The organism is Novosphingobium mangrovi (assembly GCF_022818885.1).
In the GTDB taxonomy this organism is placed as follows: domain Bacteria; phylum Pseudomonadota; class Alphaproteobacteria; order Sphingomonadales; family Sphingomonadaceae; genus Novosphingobium; species Novosphingobium mangrovi.
Genome location: NZ_JALHAT010000064.1, coordinates 1 through 20,312, shown reverse-complemented (window position 1 = coordinate 20,312; position 20,312 = coordinate 1). Strand labels below are relative to the sequence as shown.

Annotated in this window: 20 protein-coding genes and 1 tRNA gene; 14 read left to right on the top strand and 7 right to left on the bottom strand. The window is 66.9% G+C overall.

Annotated features, from left to right (window positions below):
- The 4 genes from MTR65_RS19215 to MTR65_RS19200 all read left to right on the top strand — a co-directional run.
- Positions 1-227, top strand: a 227-nt coding sequence (locus MTR65_RS19215) for a hypothetical protein (RefSeq protein WP_243803024.1), incomplete at its 5' end; no start/stop codon positions are given.
- Between the two features lie 126 nt (positions 228-353).
- Entirely contained in the window at positions 354-1,046 is a 693-nt protein-coding gene (locus MTR65_RS19210) for a DUF969 domain-containing protein (RefSeq protein ID WP_243803022.1), read from the top strand.
- Positions 1,043-1,996 (top strand): DUF979 domain-containing protein, encoded by a 954-nt coding sequence (locus MTR65_RS19205; RefSeq protein WP_243803020.1) that lies wholly within the window; start codon positions 1,043-1,045, stop codon positions 1,994-1,996. Before MTR65_RS19210 ends, MTR65_RS19205 begins: the two co-directional genes overlap by 4 nt.
- The gene (locus tag MTR65_RS19200) at positions 1,993-2,991 is read left to right on the top strand and encodes a DUF2891 domain-containing protein (protein WP_243803018.1); all 999 of its coding nucleotides are present in this window, start codon (positions 1,993-1,995) and stop codon (positions 2,989-2,991) included. The genes MTR65_RS19205 and MTR65_RS19200 overlap by 4 nt, the downstream gene beginning before the upstream one ends.
- On the opposite strand, the gene MTR65_RS19195 is transcribed toward MTR65_RS19200, so the two are convergent.
- Genes MTR65_RS19195 through MTR65_RS19185 form a run of 3 tightly spaced genes read right to left on the bottom strand, consistent with a single transcriptional unit; the run spans position 2,992 to position 8,891 of the window.
- Positions 2,992-4,464, bottom strand: a complete 1,473-nt coding sequence (locus MTR65_RS19195; protein ID WP_243803016.1) for an efflux transporter outer membrane subunit — start codon at positions 4,462-4,464, stop codon at positions 2,992-2,994.
- Complete coding sequence (locus tag MTR65_RS19190) at positions 4,457-7,690, bottom strand: multidrug efflux RND transporter permease subunit (protein ID WP_243803014.1); 3,234 nt, start codon at positions 7,688-7,690, stop codon at positions 4,457-4,459. The genes MTR65_RS19195 and MTR65_RS19190 overlap by 8 nt, the downstream gene beginning before the upstream one ends.
- A 4-nt stretch (positions 7,691-7,694) precedes the next feature.
- Positions 7,695-8,891 (bottom strand): efflux RND transporter periplasmic adaptor subunit, encoded by a 1,197-nt coding sequence (locus tag MTR65_RS19185; RefSeq protein ID WP_268739549.1) that lies wholly within the window; start codon positions 8,889-8,891, stop codon positions 7,695-7,697.
- Between the two features lie 147 nt (positions 8,892-9,038).
- Between MTR65_RS19185 and MTR65_RS19180 the strand changes: the two genes are divergently transcribed.
- The 7 genes from MTR65_RS19180 to MTR65_RS19150 all read left to right on the top strand — a co-directional run bounded on the left by MTR65_RS19180 (position 9,039) and on the right by MTR65_RS19150 (position 15,762).
- Positions 9,039-9,641: a TetR/AcrR family transcriptional regulator gene (locus tag MTR65_RS19180; RefSeq protein ID WP_243803010.1), complete on the top strand. Its 603-nt coding sequence runs from the start codon at positions 9,039-9,041 to the stop codon at positions 9,639-9,641.
- A gap of 96 nt (positions 9,642-9,737) precedes the next feature.
- Positions 9,738-12,614, top strand: coding sequence for a monovalent cation/H+ antiporter subunit A (locus tag MTR65_RS19175; protein WP_243803007.1), 2,877 nt, complete (start codon positions 9,738-9,740; stop codon positions 12,612-12,614).
- A complete protein-coding gene (locus tag MTR65_RS19170) occupies positions 12,611-13,033 on the top strand; it encodes a Na+/H+ antiporter subunit C (RefSeq protein WP_213500039.1) in 423 nt (140 codons plus the stop codon). The genes MTR65_RS19175 and MTR65_RS19170 overlap by 4 nt, the downstream gene beginning before the upstream one ends.
- Entirely contained in the window at positions 13,030-14,583 is a 1,554-nt protein-coding gene (locus tag MTR65_RS19165) for a monovalent cation/H+ antiporter subunit D (RefSeq protein WP_243803005.1), read from the top strand. Before MTR65_RS19170 ends, MTR65_RS19165 begins: the two co-directional genes overlap by 4 nt.
- Positions 14,583-15,071 carry a Na+/H+ antiporter subunit E gene (locus MTR65_RS19160; RefSeq protein ID WP_243803003.1) on the top strand — a complete coding sequence of 163 codons (489 nt, stop codon included), beginning with the start codon at positions 14,583-14,585 and terminating at the stop codon, positions 15,069-15,071. The genes MTR65_RS19165 and MTR65_RS19160 overlap by 1 nt, the downstream gene beginning before the upstream one ends.
- A complete protein-coding gene (locus MTR65_RS19155; RefSeq protein ID WP_039389717.1) occupies positions 15,068-15,337 on the top strand; it encodes a K+/H+ antiporter subunit F in 270 nt (89 codons plus the stop codon). The genes MTR65_RS19160 and MTR65_RS19155 overlap by 4 nt, the downstream gene beginning before the upstream one ends.
- Positions 15,338-15,351: 14 nt before the next feature.
- A complete protein-coding gene (locus MTR65_RS19150) occupies positions 15,352-15,762 on the top strand; it encodes a Na+/H+ antiporter subunit G (RefSeq protein WP_243803001.1) in 411 nt (136 codons plus the stop codon).
- A gap of 189 nt (positions 15,763-15,951) precedes the next feature.
- Here the strand turns inward: MTR65_RS19150 and MTR65_RS19145 are convergent, their stop codons facing one another.
- Together MTR65_RS19145 and MTR65_RS19140 are read right to left on the bottom strand one after the other, a co-directional pair.
- Entirely contained in the window at positions 15,952-16,818 is an 867-nt protein-coding gene (locus MTR65_RS19145) for a hypothetical protein (protein WP_243802999.1), read from the bottom strand.
- Between the two features lie 337 nt (positions 16,819-17,155).
- Positions 17,156-17,232 (bottom strand) — tRNA-Arg (locus tag MTR65_RS19140).
- 259 nt (positions 17,233-17,491) lie between these two features.
- On the opposite strand from MTR65_RS19140, the gene MTR65_RS19135 reads away from it, so the two are divergent.
- Complete coding sequence (locus tag MTR65_RS19135) at positions 17,492-17,815, top strand: hypothetical protein (RefSeq protein WP_243802997.1); 324 nt, start codon at positions 17,492-17,494, stop codon at positions 17,813-17,815.
- A 50-nt stretch (positions 17,816-17,865) separates the two neighbouring features.
- Positions 17,866-18,375, top strand: a complete 510-nt coding sequence (locus MTR65_RS19130; RefSeq protein ID WP_243802995.1) for an MmcB family DNA repair protein — start codon at positions 17,866-17,868, stop codon at positions 18,373-18,375.
- Position 18,376: 1 nt separating this feature from the next.
- Here the strand turns inward: MTR65_RS19130 and MTR65_RS19125 are convergent, their stop codons facing one another.
- Complete coding sequence (locus tag MTR65_RS19125; protein ID WP_243802993.1) at positions 18,377-18,598, bottom strand: hypothetical protein; 222 nt, start codon at positions 18,596-18,598, stop codon at positions 18,377-18,379.
- A gap of 8 nt (positions 18,599-18,606) precedes the next feature.
- Positions 18,607-18,774 carry a DUF1289 domain-containing protein gene (locus MTR65_RS19120; RefSeq protein ID WP_243802991.1) on the bottom strand — a complete coding sequence of 56 codons (168 nt, stop codon included), beginning with the start codon at positions 18,772-18,774 and terminating at the stop codon, positions 18,607-18,609.
- 307 nt (positions 18,775-19,081) lie between these two features.
- Here MTR65_RS19120 and MTR65_RS19115 point away from each other — a divergent pair.
- Positions 19,082-20,312 (top strand): DEAD/DEAH box helicase (locus tag MTR65_RS19115; RefSeq protein ID WP_243802989.1); only part of this gene is annotated, 1,231 nt, incomplete at its 3' end.

Sequence of the window (20,312 nt, the reverse complement as noted above, 5' to 3'; positions counted from 1 at the left end):
GCCCTCTAAGTGAGCCCCGCGATTCGGTCAAACCCTTTTTTCAAAAAACCTTCATGAAATCGGCATTTTTTCCAAACGACGGAAATCAGGTCATTTTTGTTCACGCAGGCATCCTGATGGGCAACTATCGACCACCGCCGGAGTGGCACCCCGGTGGGACAGGGATTCGCCACCGCGAATCCTCGCCCCGGCGCACGGCTTGGCCGTCTCTGATGGGCCTCAGGTGATGCCCTGATCGTACGTTCGCGTCCTCCTCGCAGTCAGAGGTTGGCATCTGATGGGAGCGCCGCTTAGGCTCAGGGCATGACGCGGCCTGCGAACGGCGTGCCGTGCGCAAGGAGATGTGTGCAGACATGACCTACTGGCCGCTGATCGGCATCGCGCTTGTCGTCGTGGGCTTCGTGGCCCGGCTCAATCCCCTGATGGTGGTGGCCGTCTCGGCCATCGTCACCGGACTGCTTGGCGGGCTGGAGTTCGTCCCCGTGCTCGAGGCCCTGGGCAAGGCATTCAACGACAACCGCTATATCTCCGTCACCTGGATCATCCTTCCCGTGATCGGGCTCCTCGAACGCTACGGGCTTCAGGAGCGGGCGCGCACGCTCATCGGGCAGGTGCGCGGAGCGACCATGGGACGCCTGCTCGTCCTCTACCTCGGCTTTCGCCAGATTACGGCGGCGCTGGGCATGAAGGACATCGGCGGGCACCCGCAGACGGTTCGCCCGCTCATAGCGCCCATGGCCGAGGCCGCCGCCGAGCGCATCCACGGAGTGCTCTCCTTCAAGGAACGCGAGAAGGTGCGCGCAATGGCCGCGGCAACCGACAACATCGGGCTCTTCTTCGGAGAGGATATCTTCTTTGCAATCGCCTCGATTCTCCTGATCCAGGGCGTGTTCGAGGCGCAAGGCTATCCGCTTGCCCCCTTGCAGCTTTCGGTCTGGGCAATCCCGAGCGCGATCTGTGCCTTCCTGCTCCACGGCGCGCGTCTTCTGGCGCACGATCGGCGCCTTGCCCGGCTTCCCGTTGCAGAGCCGGAGAGCGCGGCGTGATCACGCTTGAATGGCTCTACGTCCTGACCGGGCTTGTCTTCAGCGCCTGGGCGCTCGGGAACCTGCGCGACCGGACCAACCCCAAGCGCTGGGGCAACGCCGCCTTCTGGGGATTGCTGGCAGGCAGCTTCTTCTTCGGCTCGCACATCTCGGACCTCGCAAACGGTATCCTCGTGCTGGTCCTCGTCGCGCTGGCCGGAACGGGTCAGCTTGGCCGCAGCCATCCGGCCACGACCACCGACACAGAACGCACGGCACTCGCCGCACGCCTCGGCAACCGGCTTTTCGTGCCCGCCCTCGTCATCCCGCTCACCGCCGTCGCGGGAACTCTCGTCTACACCTACACCCCGCTGGGTGAAAGCGGCCTGTTCGAAGCGCGGCGCGAGACGCTGATCCTGCTGGGGGTCGGCGTGCTCCTGGCCCTGATGCTGGCCATGCTCTGGATGCGCCCGCCGCTTCTTGCGCCGCTCGAGGAGGGGCGCCGGCTCATGGATTCGATCGGGTGGGCCGCAATCCTGCCGCAGATGCTCGCCGCGCTGGGCGCTGTCTTCGCGCTTGCCGGTGTGGGCTCCATCGTCGGAGACCTTGCCGGCACACTCCTGCCGCGCGGAAGCCTGTTCCTCGCCGTCCTTGTCTATTGCACCGGCATGCTCCTCTTCACTGTCATCATGGGCAACGCCTTTGCCGCCTTCCCGGTGATGGCTGCCGCCATCGGCATCCCCGTGCTGGTGGAGGACTATGGCGGCAACGTCGCGCTGATCGGCGCGGTCGGCATGCTGGCGGGCTTTTGCGGCACGCTGCTCACCCCCATGGCCGCCAACTTCAACATCGTGCCCGCCGTGCTGCTCGACCTGCGCAGCCAGTACGGCGTCATCCGCGCGCAGGTAGGAACGGCGCTGCCGCTCTTTGCCTGCAATGTCCTTCTCATCTACTTTCTGGCGTTTCCATGACCCAACTCGATCCGGCCCTGGCCGCCCGCTTTGCGAACATCGCCCTTGGCCATGTCGCACGCGAATACCCGCACAAGCTCGACCACGTGATGGAGAGTGATGGGGATGTCCTGCCCCCGCGCGTGCTGCACCCGGTCTTCTTCGGCAGTTTCGACTGGCACAGCTGCGTGCATGGCTGGTGGACGCTGCTGACCTTGCGCCGGATGTTCCCCGCGATGTCCGAAAGCGCGGACATCGCCGCGCTGGCCGAAACCACGTTCAGCCCCGAAAAGCTGGGCGTGGAACTGGCCTATCTCGACCGTCCTTCCGCCCGCGGGTTCGAGCGCCCCTATGGCTGGGGCTGGCTGCTGGCACTCCACCTGGAAGCAACGCGCCACGAGGACCGTGGCTGGGCCACACATCTGGAACCGCTCGCCGGGCGGCTTGCCTCAGCGCTGGGCGACTATCTCGGCACGCTGACCTACCCGATCACCGTGGGCACCCATTTCAACACCGCCTTCGCGCTCATCCTCGCGCACGAATGGGCGCAGGTGCATGATCCTTCGCTTGCCGAAACAATCGAAAGCTGGGCGCTGCGCGTCTTTGGGAACCGCCGCGACTACGAGGGTTGGGAGCCGGGGGGCGATGAATTCCTCTCCCCCGCCCTCACCGCAGCCGTACTGATGCGCCGCTGCCTGCCGGCGCGCGACTTCGCCCTGTGGTTCGCGACGTTCCTGCCGGAGGGAGGCTGGCTCGAGCGCGACCTGCCCCCCGCCACCGTATCGGACCGCAGCGACGGCAAGATCGCGCATCTTGACGGCCTCAACCTCAGCCGCGCGTGGTGCCTGCGCGAAATCGCGGCGGGGCTTGGCGCGTCCTCCCGCACGGACCTTCTCGAGGAGCGGGCGCAGGCGCACCTCACCATAGCCCTCCCCCATGTCGCGGGCGACTACATGGGCGAACACTGGCTGGCGAGCTTCGCGCTGCTGGCGCTGCGCGGCGCCCCGGACAACTGATCAGTCTTCGTCCGGGGCTCCTGCGACTTCCTCGAGACCGCCGCCGAGCGCGGTGTAGAGGTTGACCGCGTTCTGAAGTTCGGTCGCGCGCAGCGAAATCAGCGTCTGGCTGGCCGAGAACAGGCTGCGCTCGGCGTCGAGTACTTCCAGGTAGATCGCGATGCCGTTGTCGTAGCGCAGGCGCGCCGTGCGGGCGAGCCGGCGCTGCGCGGCAATGGTGCGCTGCTGGATCTCGATCTGCTCGGCGAAGCGCTCGCGCCCGACAAGACCGTCGGCAACCTCGCGAAAGGCATTCTGCACCGCCGACTGGTAGGCCGCTTCCAGTTCGGCGGCCTGCGCCTTGCTGAGACGCAGCTCGGCCTCGCGCCGTCCCCAGTTGAAGATCGGCAGGCTGGCCGTGCCGCCATAGCTCCAGCTCTCGTTCGCACCATCGAAGAGCGAGCCGAGCGCGTTCGACATGAAGCCCAGCGTGCCGGTCAGCGAGATCGTCGGGAAATAGGCCGCGCGGGCAGCACCGATATTGGCGTTGGCGCCGACCAGTGCGTGCTCGGCCTGCAGAATGTCCGGCCGCTGTTCGAGCAGGGTCGAGGGCAGCCCTGCACTCACCGGCACGACCTGCTCGGACAGCGAGAGCCCGGCGGGCATCGGGCCAGTGATCGGTCCGCCGACCAGCACGTTCAGCAGGTTGCGCGCCTGTTCGGTGGTGCGCTGGATCTCGGCCAGTTCGGTCTCGGCCTGGGTGAGGAGGAGCACGGTCTGGTCGTAATCGGCGGTCGAGGTGACCCCGGCCTCGAGACGCATGCGCGCGATCCGCTCACCCTCGCGGCGCCCTTCGAGGCTGCGGCGGGCCAGCGCGATACGCTCTTCCCCGGCACGAATGTCGAAGTAGGTCGCGGCGACCTGCGCGATGAGCGAGAGACGGTAGGCGCGCGCGCCCTCAACCGAGGCCAGCCAGTTCTCGCGCTGCTGGCGCGTGAGGTTGCGCACCCGCCCCCACAGGTCGAGCTCGAAGGAGCTGACCCCCAGGTTCGCGCCGAACTGGGTAAAGCGGATGGAGTCGGGCATGGGCGCACCGCCCCCGCCACTGCCGTCCCCCGGTATCGCCGAGCCGACCGCGCCGAGCCCCGCGATGGGCGTCTGGCTGCGTGTTCCGGTGCCCGTCGCGTCGAGTGCAGGAAGGCGGCCAGCGGCCTGGATGCGGAACTGCGCGCGGGCCTGGTCGACCCGCGCGTAGGACTGGGCCAGGTCGCGGTTGTTGCTGAGTGCGGCCGCAATCAGCGACTGGAGGCGCGGGTCGCGGAAGAACTGGCGCCAGCCTAGCTCGGTCGCGAGCGGCGCGTCGGCTTGCGGCGCGGCGTCCACCTGCCCGTCCCGGTAGACGGGCAAAATGGCAGCCTCGGGCCGCTCGTAATCAGGGGCGAGGCTGCAGGCGCTGACCCATCCCACCAGGAGCAGTGCTGTGCACTTACGCATGGGGGGTCTCCCTACCCGGGCCAGAGCCATTTTCGTCACCCTCATCACGGTTCTGCGCGAACCAGCGCGCGTCCTCGGCCTCAGGGTCGCGGCGTTTGCTGAGGTAGGTGCGGGTCAGATAGTAGAACACCGGCGTGAAGAAGATGCCGAGCGCGGTGGCTGCGATCATCCCGCCCATGACGCCCGTGCCGACCGCCTGGCGGCTTGCCGCCCCCGCGCCCGAGGCAATCGCAAGCGGCACCATCCCCAGGATAAAGGCAAGGCTGGTCATCAGGATCGGACGCAGGCGCTGGCGCGAGGCCTCCAGTGTCGCCTCACGCGGCGAGCTGCCCGCATCCTCGTCCTCGATGGCGAACTCGACGATCAGGATCGCGTTCTTGGCGGCAAGCCCGATGATGGTGATGAGGCCGATGTTGAAATAGACGTCGGCCGAAAGCGAACGCAGCAGCGTGAAGACCACCGCGCCCATGATCCCGAAGGGCACCACCAGCAGCACCGCGATGGGAATGCCCCAGCTGTTGTAAAGTGCAGCGAGCAGCAGGAACACGACGATGACGCTCAGGCCCAGGAGCAGGCCGATCTGCCCGCCTGCCTGACGTTCCTCGTAGGCCGTGCCGGTCCACTCGTAGCTCATCGCGCCGGTGAGGTTGCGCGCGGCGATCTCTTCCATGATGTCGAGCGCCTCGCCCGAGGAGTGCCCCGGCGCGGCGTTGCCCGAAATGGTGAGCGAGGGATACCCGTTGTACCGCTCGACCTGGATCGGCCCGGACCGCCACGAACTCTTCGCAAAGGCGCTGAAAGGCACCATCTGGCCGTTCTCCCCGCGCACGCGCAGGTTCATCACGTCATCGGGCGTCATGCGCGCGGGCGCATCGGCCTGGACGTAGACGCGCAGCGTGTTGCCATCGCGCGTGAAGTCGTTGGCGTAGGACGAGCCGAAGCTGATCGCCAGCATCTGGTTCACCGACTGGATCGAAAGGCCGAGCGCGCGCGCCTTGACCCGGTCGATATCGACATAGAGTTCGGGCGCATTGCCCGGCCCGTCGGGGCGCACCTGCATCAGCGCCGGGTTCTGCATCGCCTCGCCCAGAATCGCATCGCGCGCCGCGACGAGCCCTGCCCGGTCGTTACCCGAACGGTCCTCGACCTTGAGCGAGAAGCCGGTGGCATTGCCCAGTTCCTGGATCGCAGGCGGGTTCAAGGCAAAGACGGTCGCGTCGGTCAGCCCTCCTGCAAAGCGCTGGAACCGGCCGATGATCGCGTTGATGCTGTCCTCCTCACCGGTGCGCTCCTCCCAGGGGTGGAGATCGACGAAGGCAAGGCCAGCGCTCTGGCTCTGGCCAAAGAAGTTGAAGCCCACCACCGAGATGATCGAGCGGACCTGGGGCTGGGCGGTGAGGTTCGCCTCGATCTGCTTCACCACCGCCTCGGTGCGCTGCATCGTCGCCCCCACCGGCGCATCGACGTTGACCATGAAGTAGCCCTGGTCCTCTTCGGGCAGGAAGCCGCCGGGAAGACGGGTAAAGAGGACACCCGTCAGCACGGCCATGACCGCGAAGACCGCCATCCAGCGTAAAGGTCCCGAAAGCATGGTGCCGATGGTCCGGGTGAAGCGGTTGGTGGCCGCCCCGAAGCGCTCGTTGAAGCTGCGGAAGAATCGCCGCGGCCAGCCGCGCGGGCCGGGCGGCACGGGGGCCTCCTCCTCGCCCTCACCCTCGTGCCCATGCTCATCGCGCAGGAGCGTCGCACACAGGGCCGGGGTGAAGGTGAGCGCCAGCACCGCCGAGAACAGGATCGAGACCGCGAGCGTCACCGAGAACTGGCGGTAGATGCCGCCTGTCGAGCCCGGAAAGAAGGCCATCGGCACGAACACGGCAACCAGGACCAGCGTGATGCCGATGATCGCGCCGCGGATCTGGCCCATCGCCTTGATCGTGGCGAGACGGGGCGGCAGCTTTTCCTCGCTCATGATGCGCTCGACGTTCTCGACCACGACGATGGCGTCGTCGACCAGGATGCCGATCGCCACCACCATGGCGAAAAGCGAGAGCGTGTTGATCGAGAAGTCGAAGAGGTAGAGACCAAGGCACGCGCCCAGGAGCGCGATGGGCACCACCACGGCCGGGATCAGTGTCGCGCGCCAGTTCTGCAGGAACAGGAACATGACCGCGAAGACCAGCACCATCGCCTCGACAAGGGTGTGAATCACGCTGTCGACCGAGGCGTTGATGAAGGGGGTGGAATCGAAGGCGACGTCCCAGGTGAGGCTGTCGGGGAAATTGGCTTCCAGCTGGGCGAGGCGCTCGCGCACCGCCTTGGCGGTCTCGACCGCGTTGGCGCCGGTCGCCAGCTGGATCGCCATGCCAGCGATCTCCTTGCCGTTGTAACGCGCCTTGAAGCCGTAGGTCTCCGCGCCCAGTTCGACCCGCGCCACATCGGAGAGGCGCACGGTCGAGCCGTCCTGGTTCGACTTGACGATGATCTGCTCGAACTGCTCGGGATCGGAAAAGCGGTTCTGGGTGATGATCTTGGCCGAAAACTCGGTCTCACGCGTGACCGGCTGTTCGCCAAGGCCGCCGCCCGCGGTCTGGCTGTTCTGCTCCTGCACCGCGGCCAGCACCTCGGAGGCCGAGAGGTTGTAGCCAGCCAGCCGCGTCGGATCGATCCAGATGCGCATAGCGTACTGCGAGCCGAACAGCATGACATCGCCCACGCCGTCCACCCGGCGCAGTTCGTTGAGGACATTGTTGTTGGTGTAGTTGCCAACCTCGAGCGCGCTCATCGACGCATCGGACGAGGACATCGCGACGACCATCAGGAAGCCCGAGGCGCGGTCGGTGATCTGGATGCCCATCTGGCGCACCTGTTCCGGCAGGCGCGGCTCGGCGCGGTTGAGCCGGTCCATCACCTCGACCCGCGCGACGTCGAGATCGGTGCCCGATTCGAACGTCAGCGTGATCTCGCCCGTGCCGTTGGAACGGCTGGTCGAAGCCATATAGAGGTAGTTGTCGACCCCGTTCAGCTCGCGCTCGATCACCGAGGTCACGTTCTTGTCGAGCGTCTCGGCATCGGCGCCGGTATAGGTGTAGCTGAGATTGAGCGAGGGCGGCGCGACGGACGGGTACTGCTCGATGGCAAGGTTGAGGAGCGCGATGATCCCGCCCAGCGCGATGAACGCGGCGATGACCCAGCCGAAAACCGGCCGGTAGACGAAGAACCGATCCATCGCCTCAGGCGCCCCCGGCCTTGGCCGTGCCCTTTGCCGGTGCCTTGGCCCCGCTCTTGGCCTCCGTCGCCTTCTGGCCCGGACGCAGCTTGGCCCAGCCTTCCACGATCACGCGCTCACCGGGCTTGAGGCCGTCGTTGACGATCCAGTCCTTGCCCAGCAAGGCACCCAGGCGCACCTTGCGCGCCTTGACCGAACCGTCCTCGCCCATCACCGAAACCTGCGGCTGCGAGCCCTGGAACTGGACCGCGCGCGCGGGCACCGTCATCCCGTCCTTGCGCACACCCAGCCGGATGCGGCCGCGCACGAACTGCCCTGGTGCCAGCAGGCGTTCCGGATTGGCGAAGCGCGCGCGCAAGGTCTGGCTGCCGGTCTCGGGCGAAACCACGGGGCTCGCAAAGTCGAGATGCCCGACGGGGCCATATTCCTCGCCGTTCTCGAGGATCAGCGAAACCTCGATGGTCTCAAGGTCGGGCACGGCGAGCTCTCCACTGCGCACCAGCGCAAAGGTGTCGAGCACCGAGGCGCTGGAGACGCTGAACTCGGCGTAGACCGGGCTGACCTGGTCGACACGGGTCAGGAGCGTACCTTCCGCCCCGCTCACCAGCGCGCCTTCGGTCACCTCGGCGCTGCTGGCGCGGCCTGCGATGGGTGCCCGAACGGTGGTGTAGCTGAGCTGGAGCTTGGCCCGGTCGAGCGCGGCGCGCGCCTCGCTGACCTGCGCGTTGGCCTGGCGCAGATCGGACTGCGCGGCGTCGAATTCCTGTGCGCTCACCGCACGTTCGGCGATGAGAGGCTCGTAGCGCGTGACAATCGAGGCCGCGTTCTGCTGCGCGGCGATGGCGCGCTGGAGGGAGGCCTCGGCCGATTGCACTTGCGCGCGGTAATCACGCGGATCGATCTCGAACAGCGGAGTGCCCGCCGCCACGCTTGCGCCTTCCTCGTAGAGACGGCGCAGCACGATACCGTCGCTGCGCGCGCGCACCTCGGCCGAACGGACCGCTTCGATACGGCCGGGCAGTTCGATCACGTTGGGCACTTCCTGGCGGGTAACCTTGATCGTCCTGACGGGAACCGCGGGCGGCGCGCTCGGGGTTGGCTCCCCTCCGCATGCTGCCAGCAAGGCAAGTCCAGCCAGCGCGCCAACGCGCCATGGGCGAAGAGATCGAAGCACGGTGTCACCGTTCCAAAGGAGGATCATTGGGGAGGGGGCTTATCGCACGCGCAATAAGTGGACAAGCCCTGTCCGTTTATTCGTGGCCTTCGACGCCGACACGCGGTATCAGCGCGCCACGAACATGCGGAAGGCGACACGCGGCAGACGACGCAGACGACAAGGAGATCCCCCATGCGTGCAGATGCGCTCGAACATAGGCGGCGCCTGATCGAAGCCGCCGCGCACGTGTTCGCGAGCCACGGCCCCGACACCCCGCTCCAGGCAGTGATCGAGGAGGCCGGATGCGGACGCGGCACGCTCTACCGCCACTTCGCCGACCGCGCCGAACTGATCATGGCGGTGGTCGAAGGCGAAATCGAGGACGCCTTGCAGACGATCGAGACACGCGCGGGCGATCCGGCTCTTCTGGTTGATGCCCTCACCTGCCAGAGCCGGGCCGCCTCGATCCACTTCCCGCTCCTGTGCACCGTCGATGAAGACCGCATCCAGGCCTTCGCCGAGCGGCTGCGTCCGCGCTATGAACGCATGCTCGACCTCCTCCTCGAAACCGCGCGGGGCTGCGGACAGGTCGATGAAGGCTTCACCCCGGACATGCTCTATATGGCCATCGAGATGCTGGGCGCGGCGCGCGGCTCCAAGGCGATGCCCGAGGACAAGGCCTTTGCACTGGCCCTGCGCATCGTCCTCGACGGAGTGCGCCAGAACCCGCAAGGCGCGCACAAGAGTTTGTCCAGCTTCCTGAAACCGGGCGAATGTCGGGAAGTTGACGCTTAGGGCTTGCGTCCGGCGCCCTGAGCGAGGAAACGGGCTCTCCATCGCTGAACACCTACGCAATTGCTGCCGTTCCGGTCGGCAACAAGGGGGAAACTCTTGCATCTGGTCCTGATTGCCGTCCTGCCGTTCATCGGTTGCCTCCTGCTGGCCGCGGGCGGCCGCCTGAGCCGCAACGCACAGACCCTTGTGGCGCTGGCCCCGGTCCTGGCCGGCCTCTGGTTCCTCGGCGGCACGGCTCCTGACATCCTATCCGGTTCGGTCCAGTCGTTCCGGGCCGAATGGGTGCCCGCGCTCGACCTGGCCTTCTCGCTGCGCCTCGATGGGCTCGCGTTCCTGTTCACCGGGCTGATCCTGGGGATTGGCCTGCTCATCGTCATCTACGCACGCTTCTACCTGCCGGGCGACGAGGCGCTGGGACGCTTCCTCTCGCTGCTGCTGCTGTTCCAGGGCGCGATGGTGGGCATCTCGCTTTCCGGCAACATCCTGCTGCTGCTGGTTTTCTGGGAGCTAACGAGCCTTTCCTCCTTCCTTCTCATCGGCTTTCGCAGCGGCAAGGCGGAAGGTCGGCAGGGCGCGCGCATGGCACTCGCGGTCACCGGCGGAGGCGGGCTTGCCCTCATTGCCGGGCTGCTGCTGCTGGGCCACATCGCGGGCACTTACGAGCTGGGCGCACTTCTCGCCCGGGGTGAGACGATCCAGGCTTCGCCCCTCTACCCGGCCGCGCTCATTCTCATCCTCCTGGGCTGCTTCACCAAGTCCGCGCAGTTCCCGTTCCACTTCTGGCTGCCCCACGCCATGGCCGCGCCCACGCCGGTGAGCGCCTACCTGCACTCGGCCACCATGGTGAAGGCGGGCGTCTTCCTGATGGCGCGCCTCTGGCCGGTCCTCGCAGGCACCGAGACCTGGTTCTATCTCGTCGCGACGACGGGCCTGGTGACCATGCTGCTGGCCGCCGTCGTCGGCTTCTTCAAGCAGGACCTGAAGGGCATTCTGGCCTATTCGACCGTCAGCCATCTGGGCCTGATGACCATGCTCCTGGGCTTCGGCACGCCGGGAGCCGCGATGGCCGCGCTGTTCCACCTCCTCAACCACGCGCTGTTCAAGGCCGCGCTGTTCATGAACGCCGGCATCGTCGACCACGAGGCGGGCACCCGCGACATCCGCAAACTGGGCGGTCTGGCCACGCTCATGCCGATCACCGCGACGCTGGGCATCGTGGCGGCCGCCTCGATGGCGGGCCTGCCCCCACTCGGCGGCTTCCTCTCCAAGGAAATGATGCTGGAAGAGGCCGCGCACACCGTCTGGTCTGGCCAGGACTGGCTGCTGCCGATGCTTGCCGTCCTCGCCGCCGCGTTCTCGGTCGCCTATTCGCTGCGCTACATCTTCCACCTCTACCTGGGCCCCAAGCGCGAGAGCTATCCGGCCAAGCCCCACGATCCGCCGCTGGGTCTGTGGGCCCCGTCCGCGCTGCTGGTCGTCCTCACCATCCTCGTCGGCCTTGCCCCCAACACCCTCACCCACGCGCTGATGGTCCCGGCCATCGACGCGGTGACGGGCGGGCGCGCGCCGACCTTCCACCCCGCGCTCTGGCACGGACTGACCCCGGCGCTGGGCATGAGCGTCGTCGCGGTCGCCGCGGGTGCCTTCCTGCTGTGGCGTCACACCGGGCTCCAGCGGGGCTGGGACGTCGCCAACCTTCCCGACGGCAAGGCCCTGTTCGAAAGCCTCGTCGAACGCCTAGTTGATGCCGCCCGCATCGTGTCCGATGCCATCCACAACGGCTCGCTCCAGCGCCAACTGGCGGTCCTCTTCGCGCTGGCCATTGCGCTGGGCGCCTACGGCATGATCGAGGGCGGGTACACGCCCGGCACGCACGAGACCCTGCCCGCCCATCCTGTCGCCATCGTCGCCTGGCTGCTGCTGCTATCGGGCATCGCTGCGGTGCTGGTGGCCCAGCAGCAGCGCTTCCTGACGCTGGTCTTCATCTCGGTGATCGGCCTCGTCGTCAGCCTCGCCTTCGTCTACCTCTCCGCACCCGACCTCGCGCTGACGCAGATCTCGGTCGAGACGGTGACGATCCTGCTCATGCTGCTCGCGCTCAACCTCCTGCCCAAGAAGCCTTCGCGCCTCTCCAGCATGCCGCTGCGCCTGCGCGACGCGCTCATCGGCCTTGCCGGTGGCGGCGCGGTCGGCTTCGCGGCCTGGGCGGTGATGACCCGCGAGCCCAACGACCCGATCTCGACCTACCACTGGGAGAACAGCGTATCGGGCGGCGGCGGCCACAACGTCGTCAACGTGACGCTGGTCGACTTCCGCGGTTTCGACACCTTCGGCGAGATCACCGTCCTGGGTATTGCCGCGCTCACGATCTTCGCGATGCTCCAGCCGGCCGCGCGCGGAGCCGCCGGGCAGCGCCTGCGCGCCTGGATCGCCGAGCTGCCGCGCTCGCCCGAACGCCACCCGATGATGTTCGCGGTGGCCGCGCGCGTGCTGCTGCCGCTCGCCACGATCGTCGCCATCTACATCTTCCTGCGCGGCCACAACGCGCCGGGCGGCGGCTTCATTGCCGGGCTCGTCGCCTCGATCGCGATGCTGGTGCAGTACATGGCCTCGGGCTTCGAATGGACCGACGCACGCCGCCGCATCGACGAGCACCTGCTGATCGGCCTGGGCGTCACCATCGCCGCGCTGACAGGGCTGGGCTCGCTGATCTTCGGCGCGCCGCTCTTCACGAGCGCCTTTGGCCACTTCCACCTGCCGCTGCTGGGCGATTTCGAGCTGGCCTCGGCCATGGCCTTCGACGTGGGCGTGGGCATGACGGTCATCGGCGCGGTGATGCTGGCGCTGGCCGAGCTGAGCCACATCGCCGTGCGCGCCAACAAGGAAGACACAGGGACCAAGGCCGCCGAGGCCGGCCCCATGGACATCGACCCCGCCAGACTGCGTGAAACGAACGGGGAGACACCCGCATGAGCATGGAATTCCTCATCGCCACCGCCATCGGCGCGCTGACCTGGGCGGGCATCTACCTCTCTCTGCGCGGACGCACCTTCCCGGTGGTCCTGGGCGTGACGATGCTCTCCTACGCGATCAACCTCTTCCTCTTTGCCATCGGCCGCCTGAAAGTGGGTGCCCCGCCGATCTTCAGTGAGGAGGCCGCCACCTACACCGACCCGCTGCCCCAGGCGCTGGTGCTGACCGCCATCGTCATCTCCTTCGGGATGAGCGCGCTGGTTGTCGTGCTCTCGCTGCGCACCTTCCTCGAGACCGGAACCGACCAGGTCGACGGCGAGCCCGACCCCGCCATCGACCCGCTTGACGGCGACCGTGACGAGTGGATCAAGCGCCGCAACGCCCACCGCATCGACATGCTGGGGGAAACCCGTCCGTGAACCTTTCGATTTCCGACAATCTGGCCGCCTCGCTGATTGCCGCGCCGATCATGCTGCCCTCGCTGGCGGGCACGATGGCGCTCATCTTCCGCCGCCGCCGCCGCATCGTCGCGGCCGGGATTTCCATTGGCTCGACCGCGCTGCAGGTGCTGATCGCGGTGGCCCTGCTGATCCGCGCCTCCCAGTCCGACCCCACGCCCTACGCCATGGGCGACTGGCCCGCGCCGTTCGGCATCGTCCTCGTGCTCGACCAGCTCGCGGCCTGGATGCTGCTTCTGACCTCGGTCGTGGGATTTGCCGTCGCGACCCACGCCGCGCTTACCAAGCTTGACCGCAAGGGCTGGAATTTCCACCCGATCTTCCAGTTCCAGCTGCTCGGCATCAACGGGGCTTTCCTGACCGGCGACCTGTTCAACCTGTTCGTCTTCTTCGAGGTCCTGCTGATCGCCTCCTACGGCCTGATCCTGCACGGACAGGGCGCGCGCCGCCTGACCTCGGGCGTGCAGTACGTCGTCGTCAACCTGACCGGCTCGACCCTGTTCCTGGTGGGCCTTGGCATCCTCTACGGGGTGACCGGCACGCTCAACATGGCCGACATGGCCGCGCGCGGAGCGCAGCTGGCGCAAGGGGACCGCGGGCTGTTCCTGGCCGGCGGGCTCGTTCTCATCGCCGTATTCGCGCTCAAGGCCGCGCTGCTGCCGCTCCACCTGTGGCTGCCGCGCGCCTATTCCTCGACCGCGCCCGCCGTCGCTGCGCTCTTCGCGATCATGACCAAGGTCGGCGCCTACTCGATCATCCGCACCACCCCGCTGATCTTCGGCGATGTGGCCGAGCCAATCCTGCTTCCCGCCGCGCTCGGCACGATTGTCCTAGGGTTTGCCGGAATGCTCGCAGCACGTGGCCTTCGCGACCTCGCCGCTTTTGGCCTCATCGGCTCGACAGGCACCCTGCTCGTCGCCATCGCCCTGTTCGATGGCGATGGCCTTGCCGCCGCGCTCTACTACCTGCCCCACACAACCATCGCGGCCGCCTTGCTCTTCCTTACGGTCGACCTCATCGTGCGCTGGCGCGGCGTGGAGGGCGATGCCATCGTACCCACCCCGCGCTTTGCCGGGGCCTCGCTCCTGGCCTTCCTGTTCCTGGCCGGCGGCGTGGCGCTTGCCGGGCTTCCCCCGCTTTCAGGCTTCTTCGGCAAGCTGCTGATCCTCGATGCCGCGCTGGTCAGCCCGCACGCGGCCTGGATCTGGGGCGTGATCCTGGTCACCAGCCTCATCGCCGTCGTCGCGCTCGCGCGGGCGGGCAGCACCGTTTTCTGGAAGCACGATGACACGCCCGAGCTACCCGAAGATCGCGAGCCGCCGCGCCTCGTCCAGGCCTTGCCCTGCCTGTTCCTGCTCGCCCTGCTGGTCGGCCTCACCGTTTTCGCCGGCCCGGCCACGCGCTACACCCAAGGGACCGCCGCGCAAGTTCTCGACAAGCCGCTCTACCTGCGCTCGGTCCTGGGGACCGCCACCACCCCGAGCCCGAACGCGCAAGGAGATGCTCCGTGATGCACCGCCTCCTCCCGCACCCCGGTCTGACCGCCATGCTGCTGGTCATGTGGATGATCGTGTTCAACTCCCTCAACCTGGGAGTCGCGATTCTGGGCCTCGTCTTCGCGGTCCTGGTCCCGCTCTTCAGCGCGCCTTTCTGGCCCGAACGTGCAAAATTGCGCCTGGGCCTGCCGCTCGTGGGCTACGTGTTTCTGGTGCTCTACGACATCGTCGTCGCCAACTTCCACGTCGCGCGGCTGATCCTGTTCAAGCGCAACAAGGACCTGCGCCCGGCCTGGCTCTCGGTCCCGCTCGAACTGCAATCGGCCGAAGCCATCACGGTGCTGGCGGGCACGATCAGCCTGACGCCGGGCACCGTCTCGGTCGACATCTCGACCGATGCGCGCCACCTTCTCGTCCATGCGCTGCACACCGACGATCCGGACGGTGAAATCGCCCAGATCAAGCAGCGCTACGAACGCCGCCTCATGGAGATCTTCGCGTGATCGACATCGCCCTCAAGATCGCACTTGCCTGCGTAGCGCTGGCCATGCTGCTCAACCTGTGGAGCCTGCTGAAGGGACCAACCGCGCCCGACCGCATCCTCGCGCTCGACACCATGGTCATCAACGCGATCGCCTTCATCATGCTGTTCGGCATCTTTGCGGACACCACGGTCTTCTTCGAGGCCGCGCTGCTGATGGCCATGGTCGGCTTCGTCAGCACGGTGGCCTACACCAAGTTCCTCCTGCGCGGGGACATCGTGGAATGACAGGCGGCGATACCATGACCACCCTGCTTGACGCACTCGTGGCCTTTCTCATCGTGCTGGGGGGCGCCTTCGCGCTCATCGGCAGCTGGGGCCTTGCACGCCTGCCCTCGCTGATGACCCGCCTGCACGGCCCCACCAAGGCCACGACGCTGGGCGTCGGCGGCATCCTCCTCGCCTCGATGGCCTGGTTTCCGCTGCACAGCCAGGAATGGTCGAGCCACGAGCTGCTCATCACCCTGTTCCTGTTCCTGAGCGCGCCCATCTCGGCGAACATGATCGCCAAGTCCTACATTCACCGCCGCTTTCGCCGCTGCAGCGCGCCCGAGGACGTGGAGACCGAACTTCCCGCCCCGCCGGGAGAGGGCACCGACTGGGCCACCTTCGGCAGCTCCAAGTTCGACGATACGAGGACCGGACGTCCCTGAACCTTCGAACCGGGGCAAGCGCGGAAAACGGACAACAGGGAAAGAACTAGAACCGAGGGCTATCGCCCTCGGGCTCCCCGAACTGTCGAGCTCACCTCTCATGCGTTACCGTAGCGGAGAAAGGTGAGCTCGCCGATTCCGGGGTCAAGGGGCGATGGCCCCTTGAAAAGGGCCTTCTATCTATTGTCCTCACCCCGCCATGCGGACCGGCTGCATGATATCCTGAGCAAAGCGCTGTGCCTCGGCGTAGAGGGCCGCATCCGGGGCATAATAGTCCGCGATGAAACGCTCCACGTCCGGATCGAGACGAACCGTATCGTAGCGACTGGCCGCATTGGCAAAAGCCGCGCTGTTCATCCATAAGGGATAGATCGCCTTCTTGAGCGTCTGGGGCAGGAGGTTGCGGCCGATGAAGCGCACGGCGGGCTGCAGCGAACTTGCCCAGGCCTTGGGTTCACGCCGGGCATGGTCGTGCGCCACGTCAAGCTCCAACCCGGTCTCACGTCTGACCCATGCGGCAAGCGCATCCGTACGCTCCAGCGGGAACAGCGCCGAAACGATCCTCTCCCCATCGATCTCGGCGTAATCGACCTGCCGGGAGAAATGGATGTAGGGCATGTCGTAAAAAGGCCCGCGTCCCTCGAGCCAGTTGCAGATCCGGCGCGCTTCCTGTGCCACGATCGGATCGTCCACCCGCAACGCCGCCGCCCCGCCATATTCGCGGATCCGCTGCAGCAAGGCCGAAAGGAACCGGTCGCGAGGAGGACGCACCATGATGAAGCTCTTCGCCGCCTGCAGTTGTTCAAAGCTGCAAGGAAAAGCCAGTTTCAAGAATGGCAGCGGCACATGTTCAGGCTGGACCTCCGTGTCGATCCCCGGCCGCCCTGTCACCGGCTCTTCCATCAGACCCTCGGCGGTTGGCTCGTCGACCCCCAGATCCTTGGCCATGGCCGCATAGGAAAGTCGGCCGCAGCCGCCGAGCGCACGGCGAATGCTCTGGCCCGCGTTCTTGGGCACATGGATGAAGGCCAGATCGGCCTCTTCAACATACAACATGGTTCTTCATCCCCCTCGCAGACACCGAAATCGCGTGTCGCAGCTATCCCGCTGCCATGGCCGTGAGCAGTCTGGGGCGATGCTATGGAGGCGTGGGGGCGAGGTAAAACCGAAGTAGCTCCAGGACGGATGCAACCCACGTAGCCTAACGGATCGGTCCATCACGCAAGGGAACAGCCAGCCAAACGCAGGCACGAAGCCACAACGCCAAAATCACGCCGCCATGATCGAGAGCGATGTCTGGAAAACAGTGTCGGTCAACAGAAAAGGGGGCCAAGCTCGCCCGGCAATGCCGCTCCCTTGTACGAGAATCAGGCCATTGCCACGGACAGAAGGCTGGCGCACCCGACAGGATTCGAACCTGTGGCCTCTGCCTTCGGAGGGCAGCGCTCTATCCAGCTGAGCTACGGGTGCAGTAAAGCGCCGCCTAGCAGAGCCTTGGCGGGGACGCCAGCGCCAAATCCATCCGCGTGTGCAGGAACTTCACCCACAAGGGCGCGCGGGTTGGGCGCGTGAATGCGCGACAGTTAGGAAATTGGCAAGCGCACCGCGCCTAAACCGGCTGACTATGGACGCGACTCCGCACAAGACGGGCAAATTTGCCACTACAGGTACCGGATCTGGCCGGTCGGGGCGCGCCCAGTTCGGAAACGGGTCGGCGAGCGCGCTGTCCATGAAGTGGTCGGCCCTGCATGATGCCGCGCAAGCCATTGCCAGCATCGCCGGGGCCCCTTGCCCCCCGCTTACCCAGGCCATCCGGGCATTCCCTGCGCAGGTCCGCGATGCGGGAGAGGATCGCCGCCTCCAGGCCGAACAGGAAATCGCGGACCTCTCGGCGATCATGGAGGCGGGACTTTCCGCGCTGCTCGCCGCCCTTGCGCGCGGGAGCCATCCCCAGGCCGCCGCCCGCGCGCTGTGGAGCGAGTTCGTGCGCACCCGCGACGGGCTCCTCCATCTGGCCCTCAGTCCGCAGGGGACCGCGCGCCGGATGGCCTGAGCTATCGGCTACACGTTGCAAGTTCCCATTTTGTTCTTATCATGGCGGGCATGCCCGTCACCGATTCGATTCGCCCCGATCCCGCTGCCGAGAGCAGCGCCTCCCTCGTTGCCTCCGACGTCGTGCGCGGCGTCTCGCGGCTCTTTGCCCGCAACGACATCTGGTGCCTGCCCGAGATGATGCTGCGCAACGGTCGGCGCGCAGACCTCATGGGGGTGGACGCGCGCGGGCAGGTCATCATCGTGGAGATCAAGGTAAGCCGGGCCGACCTGCTGGGCGATGGCAAGTGGACCGACTATCTCGATTTCTGCGACAGGTTCTACTGGGCGCTGCCCCCCGCGCTCGACCGCGCTCCGCTGGAGACCGAGGCGTTCCTGCCCGATACCTGCGGAGTGATCGTGGCGGACAGCTACGACGCCGAGATCCTGCGTCCGGCCCCCTTGCGTCAGCTTGCCGCCGCGCGCCGCAAGGTCGAGGTCGAGCGCCTTGCCCGCGCAGCCCTGCGCCGCCTGGTGGTGAGCGCCGACCCCGAAACGCAGAAGTGGGACCGGGAGAGCTGAGCTAGACGGCCTTGGCTCCTGGCCAGCGCCGCCTTGGGGTGCTCTGCGCACGTGCGCGCGTATTGGCATCCCCCTTGTCGATGTCGATCACGTCAATGTCGATCACATGACGCGGTTGGAAGGGAAGCTCGATTCCGCTCCAGAACGTATCCGGCGCGGCTGCGTGGTAGACCTCGCCATCGTCCAGGCACCAGCCATCGACCTGCAAGTCAGGCTCGCGCATCTGCACCCTCACTTTGTCGCCAACGCATCCAGCCGCGCCCAGACTGCGCGCTTGCCTGCCTCATCAAGGCGGGGCCAGGCGACGATCTCCTCGATCGTGCGGTGGCAGCTGCGGCAGACCCGCCGGGCGGAATCGAGCGCGCAGGTGTTGCGGCAGGGGGAGGGGACCTCGGGCATGGGCTCCATGCTCAGCCGATTCGGATCGGACCGGCAAGCGCAATTATCTTGCGTTTTCCACAGAACGCCCCTATCTGCCATCCCGCAACCGGCGCGCAGGAGTGATTCCTGCGCTGCAGTCCGCGAGCGGCGTGAGGTCCAGGGGTAGGCGAAAAGCCGAAAAATCCCGGACCGGCCCGGACGAGCGGTTGCGATAGAACCAAGCTTCCTTCTTCACGCAGGGTCGCCCGAACGACACCTTGCCGTGCGCGCGCTTGCTTCGATGTTCCTGGCGCGCACCAAGCATGACAACTTGAAAGTGACGTGCATGTCCTATTTTAACGACCTTGGTCTGGCCGAGCCCCTGCTGCGTGCGCTCGAGGCCAAGGGCTATACCGATCCCTCGCCGATCCAGCGCAAGTCGATCCCCTCGCTGCTGGAGGGCCGCGACCTGCTTGGCATCGCGCAGACCGGGACCGGCAAGACGGCGGCCTTCTCGCTGCCCTCGCTGCATCGCCTCGCCGCCGATCCCAAGCCGCGCCAGAACGCGGGCTGCCGCATGTTGGTGCTCTCGCCCACGCGTGAGCTTGCCGCGCAGATCGCCGACAACATGCGTGGCTACGCCAAGTTCCTCAATCTCTCGATCCAGTGCGTCTTCGGCGGCGTTCCGGCGGGCAAGCAGGCCCGCGCGCTCGAACGCGGCTGCGACGTCCTTGTCGCAACGCCCGGCCGCCTGCTCGACCTCATCGACAGCCGCGCGCTGACCCTCAAGCACGTCGAGATCTTCGTCCTCGACGAGGCCGACCAGATGATGGACCTGGGCTTCATCGTCCCGCTCAAGCGCGTCGCCGCCCTGCTCCCCAAGCAGCGTCAGAGCCTGTTCTTCTCGGCCACCATGCCTCAGGCCATTGCCGAGCTGGGCAAGCAGTTCATCAACAACCCGATCAAGGTCGAGGTCGCCCCGCAGTCGACCACGGCCGAGCGCGTCGAGCAGTACGCGACCTTCATCAACCAGGCCGAGAAGCAGGCGCTGCTTACCATCCGGCTGCGGGAAGGTCTCGCCGAGGACGCTGCCGAAAAGGCCGAGCACGGCGCGATCGACCGCGCGCTTGTCTTCACCCGCACCAAGCACGGCGCGGACCGCGTGGTGCGCCACCTGACCGCCGCGGGCATCCCCGCCGCCGCGATCCACGGCAACAAGAGCCAGGCCCAGCGCACCGCTGCGCTCGGCGGCTTCCGCCAGGGCACGATCCGCGTCCTTGTCGCGACCGACATCGCCGCGCGCGGCATCGACGTCTCGGGCGTGTCGCACGTCTACAACTTCGAGATCCCGAACGTGCCCGAACAGTACGTCCACCGGATCGGCCGCACCGCGCGTGCGGGTGCCGACGGCGTGGCCGTGAGCTTCGTCGCGCCGGACGAGAAGCCCTACATCCGCGACATCGAGCGCCTGACCCGCGTCAAGCTGACCGCGCTCGGCCTGCCCGAGGATTTCGTGGTCGAGGCGCGCCGCCTGCCCGCTCCCACCCGCCGCAAGCCCGAGCCGCAGGGCCAGGGCC

Coding starts and splice junctions, on each gene's coding strand:
- MTR65_RS19210 (WP_243803022.1), top strand. CDS start 354: ATGACCTACTGGCCGCTGATCGGCATCGCGCTTGTCGTCGTGGGCTTC.
- MTR65_RS19200 (WP_243803018.1), top strand. CDS start 1,993: ATGACCCAACTCGATCCGGCCCTGGCCGCCCGCTTTGCGAACATCGCC.
- MTR65_RS19195 (WP_243803016.1), bottom strand. CDS start 4,464: ATGCGTAAGTGCACAGCACTGCTCCTGGTGGGATGGGTCAGCGCCTGC.
- MTR65_RS19190 (WP_243803014.1), bottom strand. CDS start 7,690: ATGGATCGGTTCTTCGTCTACCGGCCGGTTTTCGGCTGGGTCATCGCC.
- MTR65_RS19185 (WP_268739549.1), bottom strand. CDS start 8,891: ATGATCCTCCTTTGGAACGGTGACACCGTGCTTCGATCTCTTCGCCCA.
- MTR65_RS19180 (WP_243803010.1), top strand. CDS start 9,039: ATGCGTGCAGATGCGCTCGAACATAGGCGGCGCCTGATCGAAGCCGCC.
- MTR65_RS19170 (WP_213500039.1), top strand. CDS start 12,611: ATGAGCATGGAATTCCTCATCGCCACCGCCATCGGCGCGCTGACCTGG.
- MTR65_RS19160 (WP_243803003.1), top strand. CDS start 14,583: ATGCACCGCCTCCTCCCGCACCCCGGTCTGACCGCCATGCTGCTGGTC.
- MTR65_RS19150 (WP_243803001.1), top strand. CDS start 15,352: ATGACCACCCTGCTTGACGCACTCGTGGCCTTTCTCATCGTGCTGGGG.
- MTR65_RS19145 (WP_243802999.1), bottom strand. CDS start 16,818: ATGTTGTATGTTGAAGAGGCCGATCTGGCCTTCATCCATGTGCCCAAG.
- MTR65_RS19135 (WP_243802997.1), top strand. CDS start 17,492: ATGAAGTGGTCGGCCCTGCATGATGCCGCGCAAGCCATTGCCAGCATC.
- MTR65_RS19130 (WP_243802995.1), top strand. CDS start 17,866: ATGCCCGTCACCGATTCGATTCGCCCCGATCCCGCTGCCGAGAGCAGC.
- MTR65_RS19125 (WP_243802993.1), bottom strand. CDS start 18,598: ATGCGCGAGCCTGACTTGCAGGTCGATGGCTGGTGCCTGGACGATGGC.
- MTR65_RS19120 (WP_243802991.1), bottom strand. CDS start 18,774: ATGCCCGAGGTCCCCTCCCCCTGCCGCAACACCTGCGCGCTCGATTCC.